General features: G+C 36.9%; 17 protein-coding genes. 9 read left to right on the forward strand and 8 right to left on the reverse strand.

Annotation, left to right across the window (positions count from 1 at the left end):
• Positions 1–2: 2 nt before the first annotated feature.
• The gene (locus tag RTX21_RS16385) at positions 3–1304 is read right to left on the reverse strand and encodes a M48 family metallopeptidase (protein WP_312769349.1); all 1302 of its coding nucleotides are present in this window, start codon (positions 1302–1304) and stop codon (positions 3–5) included.
• A gap of 78 nt (positions 1305–1382) precedes the next feature.
• On the opposite strand from RTX21_RS16385, the gene RTX21_RS16390 reads away from it, so the two are divergent.
• On the forward strand, positions 1383–2525 hold the full coding sequence (locus RTX21_RS16390; protein WP_312769351.1) for a serine hydrolase: 1143 nt from the start codon (positions 1383–1385) through the stop codon (positions 2523–2525).
• Here the strand turns inward: RTX21_RS16390 and RTX21_RS16395 are convergent.
• Positions 2522–3151, reverse strand: a complete 630-nt coding sequence (locus RTX21_RS16395; protein WP_312769355.1) for a TetR family transcriptional regulator — start codon at positions 3149–3151, stop codon at positions 2522–2524. The genes RTX21_RS16390 and RTX21_RS16395 overlap by 4 nt on opposite strands.
• Positions 3152–3369: 218 nt before the next feature.
• On the opposite strand from RTX21_RS16395, the gene RTX21_RS16400 reads away from it, so the two are divergent.
• From RTX21_RS16400 to RTX21_RS16415, 4 genes are read left to right on the forward strand one after another with little or no spacing between them, the layout of a single operon-like run.
• A complete protein-coding gene (locus RTX21_RS16400) occupies positions 3370–3993 on the forward strand; it encodes a TatD family hydrolase (protein WP_312769358.1) in 624 nt (207 codons plus the stop codon).
• The gene (locus RTX21_RS16405) at positions 3986–4711 is read left to right on the forward strand and encodes a tRNA threonylcarbamoyladenosine dehydratase (RefSeq protein WP_312769361.1); all 726 of its coding nucleotides are present in this window, start codon (positions 3986–3988) and stop codon (positions 4709–4711) included. Before RTX21_RS16400 ends, RTX21_RS16405 begins: the two co-directional genes overlap by 8 nt.
• Before the next feature lie 9 nt (positions 4712–4720).
• Positions 4721–5092: a ribonuclease P protein component gene (gene rnpA, locus RTX21_RS16410; RefSeq protein ID WP_312769363.1), complete on the forward strand. Its 372-nt coding sequence runs from the start codon at positions 4721–4723 to the stop codon at positions 5090–5092.
• 43 nt (positions 5093–5135) lie between these two features.
• Positions 5136–5729: a DUF4126 domain-containing protein gene (locus RTX21_RS16415; protein ID WP_312769365.1), complete on the forward strand. Its 594-nt coding sequence runs from the start codon at positions 5136–5138 to the stop codon at positions 5727–5729.
• A 52-nt stretch (positions 5730–5781) separates the two neighbouring features.
• Here RTX21_RS16415 and RTX21_RS16420 read toward each other — a convergent pair whose 3' ends face one another.
• Positions 5782–7161 carry a DUF5689 domain-containing protein gene (locus RTX21_RS16420; RefSeq protein ID WP_312769368.1) on the reverse strand — a complete coding sequence of 460 codons (1380 nt, stop codon included), beginning with the start codon at positions 7159–7161 and terminating at the stop codon, positions 5782–5784.
• 62 nt (positions 7162–7223) lie between these two features.
• Positions 7224–10103 carry a TonB-dependent receptor gene (locus RTX21_RS16425; RefSeq protein ID WP_312769370.1) on the reverse strand — a complete coding sequence of 960 codons (2880 nt, stop codon included), beginning with the start codon at positions 10101–10103 and terminating at the stop codon, positions 7224–7226.
• Between the two features lie 225 nt (positions 10104–10328).
• Here RTX21_RS16425 and RTX21_RS16430 point away from each other — a divergent pair, with 225 nt between their 5' ends.
• Positions 10329–11528 carry an endonuclease gene (locus RTX21_RS16430; protein ID WP_312769372.1) on the forward strand — a complete coding sequence of 400 codons (1200 nt, stop codon included), beginning with the start codon at positions 10329–10331 and terminating at the stop codon, positions 11526–11528.
• A 64-nt stretch (positions 11529–11592) separates the two neighbouring features.
• Positions 11593–12018, forward strand: a complete 426-nt coding sequence (locus RTX21_RS16435; protein ID WP_312769374.1) for a DUF6146 family protein — start codon at positions 11593–11595, stop codon at positions 12016–12018.
• A gap of 47 nt (positions 12019–12065) precedes the next feature.
• On the opposite strand, the gene prfA is transcribed toward RTX21_RS16435, so the two are convergent.
• Complete coding sequence (prfA, locus tag RTX21_RS16440) at positions 12066–13154, reverse strand: peptide chain release factor 1 (protein ID WP_312769376.1); 1089 nt, start codon at positions 13152–13154, stop codon at positions 12066–12068.
• A gap of 182 nt (positions 13155–13336) precedes the next feature.
• Positions 13337–13612 (reverse strand): hypothetical protein, encoded by a 276-nt coding sequence (locus RTX21_RS16445; RefSeq protein WP_312769379.1) that lies wholly within the window; start codon positions 13610–13612, stop codon positions 13337–13339.
• Positions 13613–13896: 284 nt separating this feature from the next.
• Between RTX21_RS16445 and fumC the strand changes: the two genes are divergently transcribed.
• Both fumC and RTX21_RS16455 read left to right on the forward strand, forming a co-directional pair.
• Positions 13897–15291 (forward strand): class II fumarate hydratase, encoded by a 1395-nt coding sequence (gene fumC, locus RTX21_RS16450; protein ID WP_312769382.1) that lies wholly within the window; start codon positions 13897–13899, stop codon positions 15289–15291.
• Between the two features lie 87 nt (positions 15292–15378).
• Entirely contained in the window at positions 15379–15708 is a 330-nt protein-coding gene (locus RTX21_RS16455; RefSeq protein ID WP_312769383.1) for a multidrug efflux SMR transporter, read from the forward strand.
• 114 nt (positions 15709–15822) lie between these two features.
• Here the strand turns inward: RTX21_RS16455 and RTX21_RS16460 are convergent, their stop codons facing one another.
• Together RTX21_RS16460 and RTX21_RS16465 are read right to left on the reverse strand one after the other, a co-directional pair.
• Positions 15823–16539, reverse strand: a complete 717-nt coding sequence (locus tag RTX21_RS16460) for an ABC transporter ATP-binding protein (RefSeq protein WP_312769384.1) — start codon at positions 16537–16539, stop codon at positions 15823–15825.
• Positions 16540–16688: 149 nt separating this feature from the next.
• The gene (locus RTX21_RS16465) at positions 16689–18152 is read right to left on the reverse strand and encodes a DUF5687 family protein (RefSeq protein ID WP_312769386.1); all 1464 of its coding nucleotides are present in this window, start codon (positions 18150–18152) and stop codon (positions 16689–16691) included.
• Between the last annotated feature and the right edge of the window lie 19 nt (positions 18153–18171).

The following is an 18171-nucleotide window of genomic DNA, read 5'->3' on the forward strand; positions in this document are numbered from 1 at the left end:
TTTCAGAGACTTTTTTTATTGTAAAATTCGGCGATGTATTTGATGTCATCCAGATTCAGATTCCACATAAAGTTGAGGAATTGCTGGTAACTCTCGTCCTGATTCTTTGGATCAACCCTGTCCAGATAGCGGTTGAGCTTATAATTTTTCCGAGCTTCAAATATCTTCTCGAAATTTTTCCCCAACCAGTATTTGTAGTAATCTGTATCCAGATCTTCTTTTTGAAGAAATTGCAATGCGGAATAAATCCCAACACCATAATCCTCCGATTGATAAAAATTAGGAAGGATCTCCATTTTCGATATTTTCTGAAGTTCAAGGAAATCAGATTTCGGTTCTTCTTTCGAAACCAAGTCCTGCAAAGGAAAACGCTTATCGAGATATTGGATCCTGGCTTCTATCTCGGGATGGGACGCTACAGAGTCTTTATTTATCTTCTCTTTGTAATGAGAATAGTCGTATCCAGAAAAATCTTCTTTTTTCATCCATTGCTCTTTGAAAGGATGGTTCTGAAGGTCAAAAAACTGCTTATAGGTTTCCGCTTTCACCATTTTTGGAGAAATTGTATCGTATTTTTTCAAATTCAACAAAGCTTTCCTGAAATCCGGCTTGGAAAAATTGGATCTCTGATAATAGATATAGCCAAGAGAATCGGCCTCATTTTCCTGTTTTCTCTTCTGTGCGCTGAATTTGTACAATTGTCTTTTATAAAACTCCTGTGCTCTTTTCCCTTTGTTATTTTGAACAAGTGTCAAAGTTTTGGCTTCTGCCTTTCCATTTTTTTCCAACTGAATATTCTCTAACTGAATCTTGATGGAATGGTCCAGGAAAAGATGTCCCAACTCATGACAAATTACTGAAGCCAACTGATCCTGATTATCCACCCAGTTGAAAAGCCCCATATTCACGACCAAAGTTCCATCTCCCATGCAATAGGCATTCGGGCTGTTATCTTTTTCTACGAGAACTTTCAGGTTCGGAAAATCAAGAGAGTTATTTTTAAGAATCTGCTCAACCAGCTGATTTATATATTGATTGAAAGCAGTATTGAATACAAAATTCTTATTCTTCACTTCATCCTGGAAACCCTTCTGAAATCTGGATAAAGAAACAGAGATCTCTCTACCAGTTTTTCCGTCATACTTGTCTTTTTGTTTCTTATTATAAATTTCTGAATCTTTGATGTAGGTAGTCAGGAAATTTTTCCGGTGAAGATAATCGGCCGTATCAATTGGTTTATAATTATTCTGAGCTTTGCAAAATGACAGGAAACTCAAAATAAGGAATAGTAAAGTTTGCCTCATTATCAAAGTTTTTAACAAAAATAATCTTTTCGGGTGATGATGATCACATATTCTATATTTTTGTAGCAAAAGCTTTCTATGAAAAAAATCATTAATGCTATCCTGCTGCTGATCGCTTCTGTTATTGTTCTCACGTACATCACGGGATATAATTATCTTTTTCGAGGAATCAGGCTTACATATATGAGAGGAGAAAGCGGACCGACAATAGATGATGGGAAAGATTTCCCTTCAAAGACCATTTCCAAAGGCGATTCAAAACCCTGGCCGACGGACATCAACTACAATAAACAAAAGCTTTCCCCTGAACTGGAAAAACACCTTAAAGAAAATGAATCGGTTTCATTTCTGGTAATTCAGCACGGGAAAATACTGCAGGAACATTATTGGGACAGTTACAACAAAACGACCGCAAGCAATTCTTTTTCCATGGCAAATACCATTACAACTTTGCTCCTTGGAAAATCGATTGACGACCAGAGGATAAAGGGGATCAATCAACCTTTTTCTGAGATCTACCCGGAATTTTCTGAGAAAAAGTTTGGTAAAGAACTTACTTTAGAAAATCTCGCCTCTATGGAAGCCGGACTAGATTGGAAAGATGATCATCTAAGCCCCTTTTCAAAAAATGCGGAAACTTATTATGGCTTTTCTTTGGCTAATGTCGTTTTCGATAGTCAAATCAAAACCAAGCCTGGCGAAAAATTCGAATATCAAAGTGGTGCCATGCAGCTTCTAGGATTTGCAATTGGTAGAGCAATGGGGACTCCTTTATCTTTCTATGCTTCTGCAAAACTCTGGAAACCTCTGGGAATGGAACAAAATGCCACGTGGACAACAGATGGTCTTGGTATAGAAAAATCATTTTGTTGCATCCAATCCAATGCGAGGGATTTTGCCAAAATCGGGTCTTTGATATTGAACAGAGGGAGATTCGGCAATATTCCTTTGATCAATGAAGATTTTGTTTCTCGGATGACAACTCCTACAGAAGGCTCAAACGGTGTCTATGGTCTTGGTTTATGGACAAATTATGATTCACGGATTCCTCATTATTATATGTGGGGACTTCACGGGCAATTTGTGATCATGGTTCCGGAATATGATATGATCATCGTAAGATTAGGAAACAAGGAAAATGAGGAAAAAGATTCCAAAAGCAGACCGAAAATTGTAGAATTCTACATCAATGAAGCATTGGGATTTGCCAATAAGAATTAATCCGCATCGTAATCCAATAATGCAAAAACACTCAGGAGCGTGCTGTTCTTAAGTTTCTGCTCAGCTTCTTTCATGTATTGCACATCTGTATTTGCAGGAACATAGATCTCGTAGAAGTTTTTATTTCTAATCACAAACAAAGTCGAGCCGATGATCATTGTCAGAATATCTTCGGATTTTGGGGCATTATGAAAAACTCCGGAAACGATGCCTCTTTTTACAATTTCATCAATTCTTCCCACACATGTCTGGTAAAACTCCAGAAGGTCATCTTTCACATTGTCTAACGTTCGCATCTCCTGTGTTACAAAACCGTGAAAATAGCTATACTTGAACAGCAAAGAGATCACATAATTCACTATTTCCTTCATTTGCATTTCTGGTTTTCCTTCCTTGATCGTCTGGGCAAACTCAGAAAAACTCTCTTTCGTTCGCTGAACACGATATTGATAGAGGTAAGACATCATTTTCTCCTTAGATCCAAAATAATAAGATATCATCGCTACATTGATGTTGGCCTTGGAACAAATATCCCTTACAGAAGTTCCTTCAAAGCCTTTTTTGGCAATCAGTTCTTCTGCCACATCTAGAATTTTGATCTGTTTATCAGTAAATTTTTTTCGCATTTGCCTTGAAAGATATTATGTAAAATTAACATAATTTTAATAATTAACAACAGATATTATTAAACATTTTGAGGAACAATATTTCGACTTTCTTTTTCTCATTTTTCCGAAAAAGTATGTTAAAATCCAATGGTGTGTTTGATTGATTCAAATAAAATAAAGAGATAAGTTAAGATGCATAATTCAATGTTAGAAAGCTTTATTTATTATCTTTGATTATGGATTTTCTGGATTTTCACCACCACAAACCAAATCAAGTTGGGATTTATAATTTAAATTTAAATGAAAATATCCCGAACAGGAGATTTTCAATTGGGCTTCATCCAAAAGATATCACAAAAAATTGGAAATCCGATTTTGAAAAGATCAAGGAAATCTCACTTTCAGAAAACTGTCTTGCAATAGGCGAATGTGGTTTGGATGGGTCAATTGACACCGATGAGAAACTTCAAAACGAAATCTTCCAGGCTCATATTTCCTGGGCAGAAGAAATCAAAAAGCCAATCATCATCCATTGCATTCGTAGATTTTCACAGATTCTACATTTCAAAAAAGCAAAAGTCCCTTTGATCATCCATGGTTTCAATAAAAAAGAAAATATTGCCAAAGAGCTCCTGAAGGCAGGCTTCTATCTCAGTTTTGGAAAAGCAGCCTTAGATAACTTATCTTTGCAAAAATTGATAGAAGATATTCCGATGCAAAGACTATTTCTTGAAACTGATAATGCTGATTTTGATATCATTGAATTGTACGAAAAAGTTTCAGAGATCAGATCTATTTCTTTGAAAGATGTGAAAGCTCAAACTTGGGAAAATCTCGAAAATGTGATTAATTATGGATAAATTTTGGTTGGAACGCACCGAATTACTGATAAAAGATGAAGGAATCGAAAAACTACAGAAAGCGAAAGTTTTAGTTGTAGGACTAGGCGGTGTCGGTTCTTTTGCTGCAGAATTTTTGGCAAGGGCAGGTATCGGAAAAATGATAATTGCTGATGGTGATGTTGTGGATATTACCAATATCAACAGACAGTTACCTGCGTTGCACTCAACAATTGGCCAACATAAAGTGGAATTGGTCGGTGACAGATTAATGGACATCAATCCAAAGCTTGAACTTACCAAGATCAATGAGTTTTTGGAGCCGGAAAGAATGGAGGAACTCATCAAATCAGAAAAATTCGATTATGTTTTGGACTGCATCGATTCTTTGACACCAAAATTGGCATTGATGATAACTTGTCGCAGAAACAGAGTAAAACTGGTTTCATCAATGGGAGCCGGCGGAAAGACCGACCCAAGTAAAGTCATGGTGCGGGACCTTCACAAGACAAGAGATTGCCTTCTTGCAAGACAGGTCAGAAAACGCCTGAAAAAAGAAAAGATCAACAAAGGCTTCCGATGTGTTTTCTCAACAGAGGTACAGGACGAGAACAGCTTGAAAATGACCGATGGTACGAACTTCAAGAGGTCTTTTTATGGCACGATCAGTTTCATCCCCGCAATTTTTGGTCTATATGCTGCAGCGGAAGTTATTAATCATTTAACGGGAAGAAAATAATATTTTCTTATGAAAATAAACGGCTACCCTTCCCACGAAAAACTGAAAAAAAAATACGAGATAGACCTGCTTTTTGGTAAAGGCAAATGGCTTTCTGTGGATAATATCAGAATTATCCATCTGAGATCTTCGGAAAAACTTAGTATCGATACCCATAGGATAGGCGTTTCTGTTTCTAAGAAATTTTTCAAAAAAGCCGTTGACAGAAACCGTATAAAACGCTTATTAAGAGAGTCCTACAGACTTAACAAATCTGTTTACACTGATGCTTTCGGAGACCGATCTATAGCCATGCTCTTTTGGGCATCCAAAGAGCTTCCAGAACATTTTTCCGTGGTTGAAAAACAGTTTTTGGACCTTTGCAAAAAAAGATCCGGATAACATCTTATTTTAATTTGTAATTTTAATCTCAAAGAAATTACAAATGGAAAACATTTTACCTTACATTCTGAGTGCTTTTATCGGAATTGGATTGGCAGCAGCATCTGGCTTTAGAGTATTCTTACCCATGTTTGCTGTCAGTCTTGCATCATATCTTGGCTGGATCCCGATGTCGGATAACTTTGAGTGGCTGTCCGGATTACCAACACTGATTACTACCGGAGTTGCTACCATTATAGAAATCATAGCTTATTATATTCCTGTTGTAGATAATTTTCTGGACACGATCACTATTCCATTAGCAACTATTGCTGGTTCTATTCTATTTGCGAGCCAGTTTATGGAATTGGGAGCATTTCCTCAATGGGCTTTGGCATTGATTGCTGGTGGCGGAACTGCTGCAACAATCGCCTCTGGTTTTGCTGGTACACGAGCAGCTTCTACAGCAACTACTGCCGGAATTGGTAATAATGTTGTTGCAACTACAGAAACTGCAGGCGCTGGTTTGATGTCTTTACTTGCTATTTTTATTCCTGTAATTGCTTTTATTTTTGCGATGGCATTGATAGTTCTGGTTTTATTTTTTGGAAGAAAATTGTGGCGGAAGATGAAAACACAGAATTCTGGAATATTCTAAACAAAAAGACCGCAAATTGCGGTCTTTTCGATATTTTAACGAGTAATGTATATTATTCTATGGTAATATTATCTATTTGTAAATCGTAAACTCCTGATGTACCTGTTTTAATTGCAAAAATATCTTTACCAGCGACCAAATTCATATCTGTTAAGGTGGAAACATTTATTTCTATCAATCTCCATTGTCCATTTGTATTAATAGACCCTGTATATGCATTAGCATCCGAAGGGGATAAAATTGCCCCAGTTGCAAAAGTTCCAAGGTTATACGTATAATACGCTGGTGTTCCAGACGTCTTGTATACATTAAATGAAAGAGATTTACCTGTTGCCGTTCCCTTAATGTACATAGTTATTCTCTTCGGTTTAGTAGGTAAACCTGAAGTTGCTACAGATGTAAATACATAATCATTAGCTGTTGGTGTTCCTTTAATTTGTAATGAATTTGTTCCATTATAACCTAGACCCACTCCTTGAGTTGCATAGGTTTTAAGCCCAAAGTTATTTACACTTGATAAGAAAGTAGTCCAATTCTCAAAATCTGATCCAGCGAAAAGATTTACTGCAGAAGCTGAAGGATTATCAGGTGCTCCTGGTAAAAATCTATTATTATTAAAATTGATATCCGAAAGCCCTCTAATTAACATCTGGAAGTTTCCATTATATCTACTAACCACAAATGTTAAATCTCCACTTTTTTCTGGTAATAAATTAGCCCCAAATGTAGAGTAACCCGAATTTCTAATAATTGTATTATTTCCATTCTTTCCATAAATAGCTCTATCAGTATCTTGTCCAACACCTGCAACATATTCTATGAAAGCTTTATGAACTGGTGTAATAAGATCTTCAGAAAATTGTACATCAGAAACCTGAACTAATGTATTAATGTATTTCTCATTTTTCGCAGCGTCAAGATTAGGAAGTTTTGTAGGAACAATAGTTGCAACATCCATCCTATTTCCATCACAAACACCTGCTAAATATCTTGTTAATAGAATACTAGGAATTCTTCCAATTGCATAAGTTGGATCCACTGATCCAATTTTTATCGTACCTCTATCCAATCCTAGAACTAATCCATTAGCTTTGATACGAACATGTGCTCCAACAGGAAAATCCGCATAATTTGAAGCTTTATCAACTTCTATTTGCAAACCTACAGTTGGATTTTCCGCTTTATCTTGGAAAGAGATTGTTTTATAAAAATTCCCGCTTTCGTCTGAGGAAATGACATAAGCATCAAAAATCACGGGAGATCCATCAGCTGGCACTTTATAAGTTGTTGCTGAATAAGTAGTTGAATTAGCAGGAGCTGGTGCTAATTTAACAAAATCCGCCATTGTAGTTGTTGGCGCATCGAATCTGTTATTACAAAGGATTTCCGGAGTATTCCAGTCATCATCTTTAACACACGAAGTAGAGGTCATCGCAACTATTGCAGAAAAGACCAATGTTTTGATTGTTGTATATGTTTTCATTATTTTATTTTTTAAAATCTTACTTGTAAATTTACGAAATAGGAACGCCCTTGTGTATACCAATATTTAGGAGCAAATAATTGTTGGCTTCTGTTAAAGTCTTCTTGGAAACCATCAAATTTAACGTTCCTTGTTTGCTCAAAACCTCCTGTAATATATTTCGTATTGTCGAAAATATTGTTAACAGATGCAGAAATCAACAAATAATATTTACCTATCAACCAAGACTTACCAACATTGGCATTGATGAAATAAGCAGCAGGTAATCTATTTGGTGCTAATAATCTTCTTAATTCTTCAGGAGTAGCCGTTTCATAAGGTGTTCCCGAATTACTATTCTGAACAAAACTTTGTGATCTCAACAATGCAGAAGGATCTAGATAATTGTTATCCAAGTAATTCCAGTTTGCACCAAACCACCAGTATTTTGGAGAACTGTATCTGAAACCAGCAGAGAAAGCTGTCTGAGGAGTTCCTCCTTGTTTGTAATCCTTGATATTAGCTTTTCCGAATTGTACAAATGACTGTCCGTTTCCAAAAACGCCAATCGCATCTGATGCAAAATAAACATTAGGGTCGTTACGGTATGTATATTGACCATAACTTGCAACACCTTGTAGAGACAATGTAGGCAATACTTTGAAATCAACCCCAAGTTCTGCACCCATGTTTCTTTTCTCTACATTAGACATCACCTGGGTCACAAAGGCACTTTGAATATACTGTCCTCCAGTATTGCTGTCGGTTGTTCCTCCACTTGCAGAATTATCGATTTGAATTCCATCCGCAAAAAACCTTTGCACACTTGTCTCGTTTTGAGTATCAATTAAAAATACAGATGCTCTGATTTTAAATAGAGGCGAATTGATGACATAACTTAAGTCATTCGCATTAATTACGGTATTCTTGATATTAGGAGCTACAGAAGCATTGAGTCTTGGATTGATGAAAAGATCTTCGAGATAAGGTGCTTGAGAGAAGAATGAACCATTATAAACTAGGAAATTTCTTCCATTGATTTTATAAATAATTTGTCCTTTCAAACCAAAATTCCAAAAATCATAATCTTTACTTTTTCCAAAAGAATCTGCATAAAGATAGTGCTTGAACAAACCTTCTCTGCTAGACGTTGAGTAACCTGCAAGTGCAGATACAAAAACATCAAATTTACCTTCCGAGAACTTGAATCCAGGATTAACCTTTACTTCTTGTCTTCTGAAAATATAGTTATATAGCAATCTATCTCCGACTTTTTTAGCCACATCACTTTCTCCTTCATTATATAGCGCAGAAGTACCCGGATTATTAGTTGCAGCAAATGGATCTTTATTGAATACAAAATCTGCTCCTAGTAAATCATTCACTTCTCTATAAAGTTCAGATTTGTAGTTTTGGTAAGAAACATTTAACATAAACTTAGCCTTATCTGTAAAGTTGTATGTGTAATGTGTTGCAGCATTCCAAATCTTATCATCACTTACATCATTTACAAGATAATATAATGCTCTTTTACCAGTCACTCCATATTGTGTAACAGGATTTTGTCCTATGTTAGCTGCATATAATCTATTCCAATTGATTTGTGTTACGTTCGGATCTCCGTTTTGCCAAGCAGCACGAGAAGTCTGATATGCGTCACCCGCACTCAAGTAAGTGCCAGAATTCGGATCCCATACAAAAGCATCTTCATTCAATGAGCCGAAATAACTTGGTAAATTTCTGTAATATGTGGGAGAAGGATTTGGTACACTTTGCCAATCTAGTCTAGATCCTTTGTCCTTGCCGAACTGATACGAAAGAGAAGTCCACAAATTTGATTTTTTGTTAATTTTCCAAAAATCCTGCAGTTGGAAGACAGGTTGGAAACCTTTTCTTACTCTTTCACTTCTTTTTTCTCCATCTTGCCATCCCCAATAAGAGTTATAATGTACACCTCTGTAGTCATAGACTTCCTGAGTGCTTGGACTAGCTGTAGACCTTCTGTACGGTGATGCAAAAGCATTAAAGGTTATTGTATGATTATCACTAAATTTCTTCTCTACACCCAAATAAGTACCATAAGCATCATAGAAAGTTCCTTCCTGGATACCTTCTTCTGCCCATCTCTTGGCTCCCATCAATGTGAAGGCCCAGCCACTTTTTGACATCCCAGAGGAATATCTCAGAGAAACTCTTTGTCTATAATTTCTATTGGTGATAGAATAAACAGCCTGGAATCCTTTTCTGTATTCGCTGGCTCTGGTATTTTTATAAATTACACCAGTCGCTCCACCAAAAGCATATTCTGAAGGTGCATGATTTGCAGCAATCTCCGGGTATCTTACAATTTCATTAAGACCTCCCCAGTTAGAAAAGTCGACATTTCCATTATCAGACTTTACCATAGAAACACCATTCAACATATTTTCGGAAGTTCGCCCATCTACTCCCCTTGGTCTGAACCAATAAGCGCCTAAGTCAAAGCTTGCTATTCTGTTGAAAACATCCTGAGATGATTGCAAAAGTCCAACTGTTGAAGTCTGACCACTACCTTCATCATCTGCATTATCAAGGATTGCAAGACCTTGATCAGCACCTGTTAATGTAGAATAAAGGGTAATAACCCCCAAATCTTTTCTTTTTTCTGTAGTAACATCAAATTCCAAAGTTTTCGTCTCGAAATTTGGTTTTGTCACCACAATTTGATAATGCCCGGATTTCAGATCTACAAATTGGAAATAACCAATTTTGTCCGCCGTAACATCATTACCTTCTCCTTTTAGATCTACTCTTGCTTTTTCCACTGGTTTCCCATCTGCATCTTTTAGGTATGCAAAGACAGTAGTCTGTGCAAAATAAAACGACGCTGGAAGCACTGTAAACAAGGAGATTAATGATAATTTTTTAATCATAAATCAATTAGGTTTTGTTTGCTCTTTTTTTCTAATATACAGTCCGTTATACACGGGAAGGCAAATGTAAATAATTTTTTGATAATTAAAACTTTTTAACATTTTATTTTTATTTTAACAGAATATCAATTTTTAGAAACATAAATTTACTTTAATGAAAAAGTTTGAAAATTTATTTTGCAACTATCTAAAAAAAATTACTTTTGTAGCCTTACATTTTTTATTATGAAAAATTTATTTAGCGTAATAGCTATATTTAGTATTTCCTTATTATTTGCACAGCAAAAAAGACAAGTGCGTGCTGCAACCGTAGGATTCTTGAATGTGGAAAACCTTTGGGACACCGTTCGCTCTGCTGATTATATCGACGGAACCAAAGACAGAAGTAACCCTGCTTTTCACAGAAGCGTGCCTTTGGATTCTATAAAATATCTGGAAGTAACCGAAAAAGATTATAAAGGACCTTGGAATGACGAGTCGCTCATCGGTAAAAAAGTGGTGAGAATTCAAGGCGGATCAGAAGAGTTCACTCCAAAAAGTGGTAAAAATTACACTTACAGCGTATATAAACAAAAATTAGCAAATGAAGCAAAAGTAATCTCAGAAATGGGAAAAGCTTACACTGGGACAGCCCCTGTTGTTGTTGGTCTTTTGGAAGTAGAAAACCGTCAAGTAGTGGAAGATCTTGTAAAAGAACCATCAATTGCTAAGTATGATTACGGGGTTGTTCATTACAACTCTTATGACTATAGAGGAATTGATATTGCTTTCATTTATCAAAAAAGAAGATTCACACCTTCTAAATCTTGGAAAAAAGAAGTGAAAATCTTCGGTGATGGCGGAAAAAGAGAATATACCAGAGACATTCTGGTTTTGACTGGATTTCTTGACAATGAAAAAGTTGCATTTTTCTTGAATCACTGGCCATCAAGAAGAGGTGGAGAAGCGGCTTCTCTTCCTAAACGTAATGCGGCCGCAATGGTTTTAAGACAACAAATGGACAGTGTGAGAGCTTTGGACCCTTCTACAAAACTATTTGCAATGGGAGATTTCAACGATGATCCGGTAAGCTCGAGTTTAAAAAATGGCTTCAAAGCTGTAGGAAACCCAAAAGACCTGTCCGAGACTTCACCTTATCTTAATTTAATGTATCCTTTGTATAAGAAAGGTGTAGCATCCTTAGCTTATCAGGATGCACCAAACTTATTTGATCAAATCATAGTTTCATCTAATCTTCATTCGCCTAATAATGAATTGAAGAAGGATTATACGGTTTTCAAAGCAGAGATCTTTGCACCAGATTATTTGATCACCAAAGAAGGAAATTACAAAGGCTATCCTTTCAGGTCCTGGAGTGGCGATACGTTTACCGGAGGTTATTCCGATCACTTCCCGGCATTTGTCGTCCTACAAAAAGAGCCTTAACATATTTAATCAACCGTTTCAAATCTTTGGAACGGTTTTTTATTTATTGAATAAAAAATTCGAAATGAAAAAATTAATTAAACTTATTATAATTTCCGGACTCATTTGGTCTTGTGCATCAGGCACCAGAAACATGTCGTTGGATTCCAAACCAAGTTTGTCAACACAGAAAAAGGCCGACTCTGCAGACGAATGGGAAGTCACCGTTTTCGATGCGGAGTACGAAAATTTTGTTGCAACCAGAGCCCAACCAAAATCGATGTTCACAGAAAGCAGTTTGAAATCCAGAAATCAGATTCTCGTAACCGAATGGAACAATAGATTCTATTCTAATGTCAATCCAAATTTTTACGAAGTTGCAATCGATTACGACCCAAAAGAAAACTACGGTTTCGATTTCGAATACAGATTATATCAATTCTTTGCTTATTGTAATTGGAAGTACGGCGTCAAGTTTACTGGACTAAGAGGAATCGATAAAACAAAATAAAAAAGACTGCATAGCTGCAGTCTTTAATTTTTTATAATGATTGAAATTTATGCAATTCCTTCTTCTTCTCCTTTTAGCTTTTCAGCATTTTCTGCCATTATCACAGCATCCATCATTTCCTGGATATCACCGTTCATATAAGCATCCAGATTATACATTGATTTATTGATTCTGTGGTCTGTTACTCTTCCTTGGGGATAATTATAAGTTTTGATTTTTGCAGAACGGTCACCTGTAGAAACCATTGTTTTTCTTTGTGCCGCAATATCACCTACCACTTCCTGGAGTTTGATATCGTACAATTTCGCTCTCAACATTTCCATTGCTAATTCTCTGTTAGCCAACTGAGAACGCGCTTGTTGACAAACTACAACTAATCCTGATGGTTTGTGTGTTAACTGAACTTTCGTTTCAACCTTATTAACGTTTTGTCCACCAGCACCTCCTGAACGCGAAGTCTGCATTTCGATATCTGCAGGATTGATTTCAACATCCACTTCTTCAGCTTCCGGCAAAACCGCAATCGTGATTGCAGAAGTATGAACACGACCTTGAGATTCGGTTTCAGGAACACGCTGTACACGGTGAACACCAGATTCGAATTTCATAATTCCGTAAACGCTTTCGCCTTGCACTTTCATTATGAGTTCTTTATAACCTTTGGAAGCCTCACTAGAATCTGTAACTTCGTGTTTCCAACCTCTTGTTTTGAAATACATCGTGTACATTCTGTACATATCCTCCACAAAAATCGCCGCTTCATCACCACCCGTTCCGGAACGCATTTCCAGAATGATGTTTTTATCATCAGCAGGGTCTTTAGGAATCAGAAGGTATTTCAATTCTTCCTCAAAAGCAGGGAGTTTGTCCATAGCTTGATATTTTTCCTCCTTCGCCATTTCCACAAATTCTTTATCGGAACCGTCTGCAATGATTTCGTCAGACTCAGCGATTGTGTCCAATGCATTTTTATATTCATCAAAAACTTTCACGATTTTTCCCAAATCGCTGTATTCTTTGTTGAGTGTAGAGTATTTTTTTTGGTCAGAAATTACATCCGGCTGGATGATAAGGTCCGCAACCTCATTATATCGTTGTTTTATCGCTTCCAGTTTCGGAATTAATGACTTAGACATAGGTAATTTTTAGTTTGCAAAGATAATGATTTAAGAAACAAGAAGAAAGAGACAAGATTCAAGACTTGGAATTCATGAAAAATTATTCTGATCTTCAAAGAAAAATCCACTCTCGAAAGAATGGATTTCTTATATATTGTTTCGCTTTGAGTGCAATCTCTCACGAAAAGAAAATTGCCAAATTAATGGTGATGACCATGACTCACTGGTTTTTCTCCTGCTGGTCTTTGGTAGATAACCTCTACACCTTCCTGCTCATACAATTTTTTGTATCTTACTTTCTCCGGGTCGAAGTTTTTGTTGATTTTTCCGAAGTATTCTGCAACACCTTCTGTTAACCACAATGGTACGATGAATCCGAAGAACATCAGAATACACCAAAATCCACAAATCATCATCGTGAAGAAATAAACAGTCCAAAGAAATTGGTAAAACGGCCAGAATGCTGATAACATCATAATGCTATATATTTTGAGCAAAAATAGACGTTTTTATTTTATTTGACAAAATTTCCGGATTGATTTTTTTCATTTTGCTGAATTTTGACTTTTTAGTATTTTCGTAAGGTTGTAAAAATGTTGACTTTGCCTGATTTTTTTTTAAACGCAAAGTCCGCAAAGAATTATAATCTTACAACCTGTTTCCAGGTCGCAAAGCCGAAAACTTAGTAAAGAACAATGTTTCTGAGTTGATGAATTTCTTTTGTGACTTTTGTGGTAATTAAAAATTTAAATCAAATATAATGAGTTTCAGAATCGAAAAAGACACGATGGGCGAGGTGCAAGTGCCTGCTGACAAATTTTGGGGTGCGCAAACGGAGCGTTCCAGAAATAATTTCAAAATTGGTCCGGAAGGAAGTATGCCGCGCGAAATCATCGATGCGTTTGCTTACCTGAAAAAAGCGGCGGCTTACACCAATGCTGAATTGGGCGTGCTTTCCAACGACAAAAGAGATGCAATCGGGAAAGTTTGTGATGAGATTCTTGCAGGCGAATTGTACGACCAATTTCCTCTTGTAATTTGGCAAACCGGTTCGGGAACACAATCTAATATGAACGTGAACGAGGTTGTTGCTAACAAATCTCACGTGAACAGCGGTGGACAACTGGGCGAGAAAACAGAAGTTCATCCAAATGATGATGTGAACAAATCCCAATCTTCCAACGACACTTATCCAACAGCAATGCACATCGCAGCTTACACGAAAGTGGTAAAAGCGACTTTGCCAGCTTTGGAAAAACTAAGAAATACGCTGGACGAAAAAGCGAAGAAATATCAGAACATTGTAAAAATCGGAAGAACGCACCTGATGGATGCAACGCCTTTGACTTTGGGACAAGAGTTTTCTGGCTATGTTGCGCAGTTGGATTATGCGAAAAAAGCAATCAACAATACGCTTGACCATTTGAAAGAATTGGCGCTTGGCGGAACTGCTGTTGGAACTGGTCTGAATACGCCAAAAGGTTATGACGTTTTGGTAGCGAAATATATTGCAGATTTTACAGGATTACCATTTGTGACTGCTCCTAATAAATTCGAGGCTTTGGCAGCACACGACGGAATAGTGGAAACACATGGTGCCTTGAAGCAATTGGCAGTTTCGCTTTACAAGATTGCTCAGGATATCAGATTATTGGCATCGGGCCCACGTTCGGGAATTGGAGAAATCTTCATTCCTGAAAACGAACCAGGCTCTTCTATTATGCCAGGAAAAGTGAATCCAACTCAAAATGAAGCGATTACTATGGTTTGTGCACAGGTTTTGGGGAACGATACAACAATCTCTTTTGCAGGAACACAAGGAAATTATGAACTGAATGTTTTCAAACCTGTTATGGCTGCGAACTTCCTACAATCTGCACAGTTGTTGGCCGATGCGATGATTTCTTTCAACGACCATTGCGCTGTTGGAATTGAGCCAAATGAGCCGAGAATCAAAGAATTGGTTGATAAATCTCTGATGTTAGTAACTGCGCTTAACACGCACATCGGTTACGAAAACGCTGCGAAAATTGCCAAAACCGCTCACAAAAACGGAACGACTCTGAAAGAAGAAGCAATCAATCTTGGACTATTAACTGCTGAACAATTCGATGAATGGGTGAAGCCGGAAGATATGGTGGGAAGCTTGAAATAGAAAATAGCTTTTAGAAATTATAAAACCCTTTCAGAATCGAGGTTCTGAAAGGGTTGATTTATTAAGAACAGTATAAATAAATAGAATATGAACTGGATTTTATTAATCCTCGGTGGTCTTTTCGAAGTCGGTTTTACCTCTTGTTTGGGAAAAGCAAAAGAAACATCGGGCGCAGAATCTTACCTTTGGTACGCAGGATTTGGAATATCCTTGGTTGCAAGTATGCTTCTCCTAATCAAAGCAACACAAACGCTTCCGTTGGGAACCGCTTATGCTGTCTGGACAGGAATTGGTGCTGTTGGAACTGTTTTGGTCGGGATTTTTATCTTCAAAGAACCGGCGACATTCTGGCGTTTGTTTTTTATTTTTACCTTGATTGCTTCCATCGTTGGATTGAAAGCCGTTTCTTCACATTAATACAAAGGCCTCAGAAATCCTGAAGCTTTATTTTTCAGAGAAAAATTCTCGCAGATTTCGCAAATTTAGCAGATGAAATTTTAAATCCGCTTTATCTGCAAAATCCGCGAGACATTAAATAGCATTAATAGAAACTTGGTCTGCAAAATATTGCTCCAAATCTCTCAAAGTTTCCGGAGAAGTCTGGATATCTCTTACCAATTCGCCTTTGTTGATGACCACAATTCTTTCACAAACTTCTGTCGTGTGAGCCAAATCGTGGCTGGAAATCAGGAATGTGGAGTCTGAGTTTTGTGACCAATCCCTGATAAGATTTTTCAATTTAATTTGAGTTGAAGGGTCAAGGTTTGCGAAAGGTTCATCCAAAATGATAATAGCAGGCGTTCCAATCAATGCGCCGATGATTCCGACTTTTTTCATATTTCCTTTGGAAAGATCGCGGATATATTTTTTGGCATTCAGGATTTCGCCGTTGAAGAAATCGGTAAAATTTTTCAGGAACTCATCAACATTAGCTTTGCTTTGCCCTCTGAGTTCTCCCAAGAAATAGAAATATTCTTCCGGGGTCAAATAGCCAATCAGAAAAGTTTCATCGATAAAAGCACCGACCTTGTTTTTCCAGTTTTCAGATTCGTTAACTTTCTCTTCGTCTATGGAAACAAATCCAGAACTTGGTTCTATCAAATCCAGAATCAGACTGAATAATGTGGTTTTTCCCGCACCGTTGTTCCCAACCAAACCAATGGTTTGACCTTTGAGGAAATCGAGGTTTTCTATGGATAAGACTTTTTTGGTTTCGTAAACTTTGGAGAGGTTATTTATTGTTATCATTTTTTTATTGAGGTATTAGATGTTAGGATTTAGGTTGTGGTTTAAAAGTTGAATCTCTCGCAGCCCGGCTTGAGCGGAAATCCTTTTTGTTTTTTGCAAAAAAATAAAAAGATTGGGAGCGGAAGACGGAAATAGCTGCCCAAATCATTTTAATTTCCTTTGAAAGCTTTGATGGTTGAGTATTTTTCTTTTTTATACAATTTGACAATGAAATCGAAGAATTGTTCTCTTAGGAAAAAACCAATCAATCCCAAAACGCCTAAACTCGCCACAGCTGCAGTTGTCCCGAAAAAGTATTTTGAAACTCCGAAAACCGCCATTGGTAAAACCATTTGAGGCAAAAGAAGTAGGATATTTTTGAAACTGAAATTATTTTTCTTGCCTAATGTTTTTCCCCTCGCATTGAGGTCAATCGGATTTTTGTTAAATGCGCCCGACAACAGAACAACCTGAGAATTGACACCGACATTGTAAAGTCCGGCCGCCAAAAACGTAAAATACAGATCCCAACTCACAAACGCATAAGCAACTGCCAAAACCATACTCACGGCCACAGCACTCACAATCATCCACCATTTGGCTTTCAGATATTCTTTGTAAGGAACGTTCAGTGTCATCATCAGCGGATAGTAAGAACTGTCGAACGACGGAACTCTTTGCCCAAATAAAAACAGAAACCCACCAGTTACGAAAAGTCCCATAAACAACTGCATATAAGCGGTTTTGTAAGCCGGAGAACTAAACAATAGCAGTCCATAAAACAAAAATAGAAAGCTTCCTAAGGCAATGGATTTTGCAGCCTTACTTCGTTTTATCATTCGGATATCATTGTTGATGAAGGTGCCGAGAACGCCGTATTTATTAAGAAATTGAATATTTTCTGTTTTCCCGACTTCCTGTTTCATTTCAAGACCTTTGTCGAGATAGAAATTGTCATATATGAATTTTCTGCAAATGATGTAGAGAATAATGAATAGTGCAATCGGCAATATAATCGTAAACCAGTGTTTATAAAATAGCATAAAAAACTTCTCTGAAACGGTTGATAGCGCAATGATATTGTAGTAATCCAATCCGCCTGCAAGAATCAAAAGTCCACCGATAATCCAAACGGCTAAGTCTTTACCGTTCAGAAGGATATTAATCAGATTGATGCTGAAACTTAGAATGATTAATGCAAAAATCCATGCAAAACTTCCTAAAACAGAATAACCGTTATAAAGCAAAATTCCCAACAGCGGAACATAAATAAAAAGTCCACCCCAACTGAAAAATGACAGAAAGGTTTTGCTGATCATATAATTGACCAACGTACTTTTCTTGATATTCATCGTCAGAAATGGTTTGATATTCTGTGTTGGCATCTGCTGGAAAAAATATCTCAGAAACAAATCTGCCATCAGCCAATAAATAAGAAACTTACTAATGAATGGCAATGGGTCGATATGCAATTCCTGCTTCGGATAATAAAATGCACCGAAAGCAGATAACACAAACAGGGCAAGAATATACAGCATACCCAAAAGCTGGAAAATCTTGACAATAATGTTGGCGGCCAACGAACTGGACCTGAAAAAATTTTTGAATTCTAATCGGATAAATCGTTGTAGCATAAAGTTAATTTTAATTAAA

The sequence above is a fragment of the Epilithonimonas sp. genome (assembly GCF_032054305.1).
In the GTDB taxonomy this organism is placed as follows: domain Bacteria; phylum Bacteroidota; class Bacteroidia; order Flavobacteriales; family Weeksellaceae; genus Epilithonimonas.

Coding starts and splice junctions, on each gene's coding strand:
- RTX21_RS16385 (WP_312769349.1), bottom strand. CDS start 1,304: ATGAGGCAAACTTTACTATTCCTTATTTTGAGTTTCCTGTCATTTTGC.
- RTX21_RS16390 (WP_312769351.1), top strand. CDS start 1,383: ATGAAAAAAATCATTAATGCTATCCTGCTGCTGATCGCTTCTGTTATT.
- RTX21_RS16395 (WP_312769355.1), bottom strand. CDS start 3,151: ATGCGAAAAAAATTTACTGATAAACAGATCAAAATTCTAGATGTGGCA.
- RTX21_RS16400 (WP_312769358.1), top strand. CDS start 3,370: ATGGATTTTCTGGATTTTCACCACCACAAACCAAATCAAGTTGGGATT.
- RTX21_RS16405 (WP_312769361.1), top strand. CDS start 3,986: ATGGATAAATTTTGGTTGGAACGCACCGAATTACTGATAAAAGATGAA.
- rnpA (WP_312769363.1), top strand. CDS start 4,721: ATGAAAATAAACGGCTACCCTTCCCACGAAAAACTGAAAAAAAAATAC.
- RTX21_RS16415 (WP_312769365.1), top strand. CDS start 5,136: ATGGAAAACATTTTACCTTACATTCTGAGTGCTTTTATCGGAATTGGA.
- RTX21_RS16420 (WP_312769368.1), bottom strand. CDS start 7,161: ATGACCTCTACTTCGTGTGTTAAAGATGATGACTGGAATACTCCGGAA.
- RTX21_RS16425 (WP_312769370.1), bottom strand. CDS start 10,103: ATGATTAAAAAATTATCATTAATCTCCTTGTTTACAGTGCTTCCAGCG.
- RTX21_RS16430 (WP_312769372.1), top strand. CDS start 10,329: ATGAAAAATTTATTTAGCGTAATAGCTATATTTAGTATTTCCTTATTA.
- RTX21_RS16435 (WP_312769374.1), top strand. CDS start 11,593: ATGAAAAAATTAATTAAACTTATTATAATTTCCGGACTCATTTGGTCT.
- prfA (WP_312769376.1), bottom strand. CDS start 13,154: ATGTCTAAGTCATTAATTCCGAAACTGGAAGCGATAAAACAACGATAT.
- RTX21_RS16445 (WP_312769379.1), bottom strand. CDS start 13,612: ATGATGTTATCAGCATTCTGGCCGTTTTACCAATTTCTTTGGACTGTT.
- fumC (WP_312769382.1), top strand. CDS start 13,897: ATGAGTTTCAGAATCGAAAAAGACACGATGGGCGAGGTGCAAGTGCCT.
- RTX21_RS16455 (WP_312769383.1), top strand. CDS start 15,379: ATGAACTGGATTTTATTAATCCTCGGTGGTCTTTTCGAAGTCGGTTTT.
- RTX21_RS16460 (WP_312769384.1), bottom strand. CDS start 16,539: ATGATAACAATAAATAACCTCTCCAAAGTTTACGAAACCAAAAAAGTC.
- RTX21_RS16465 (WP_312769386.1), bottom strand. CDS start 18,152: ATGCTACAACGATTTATCCGATTAGAATTCAAAAATTTTTTCAGGTCC.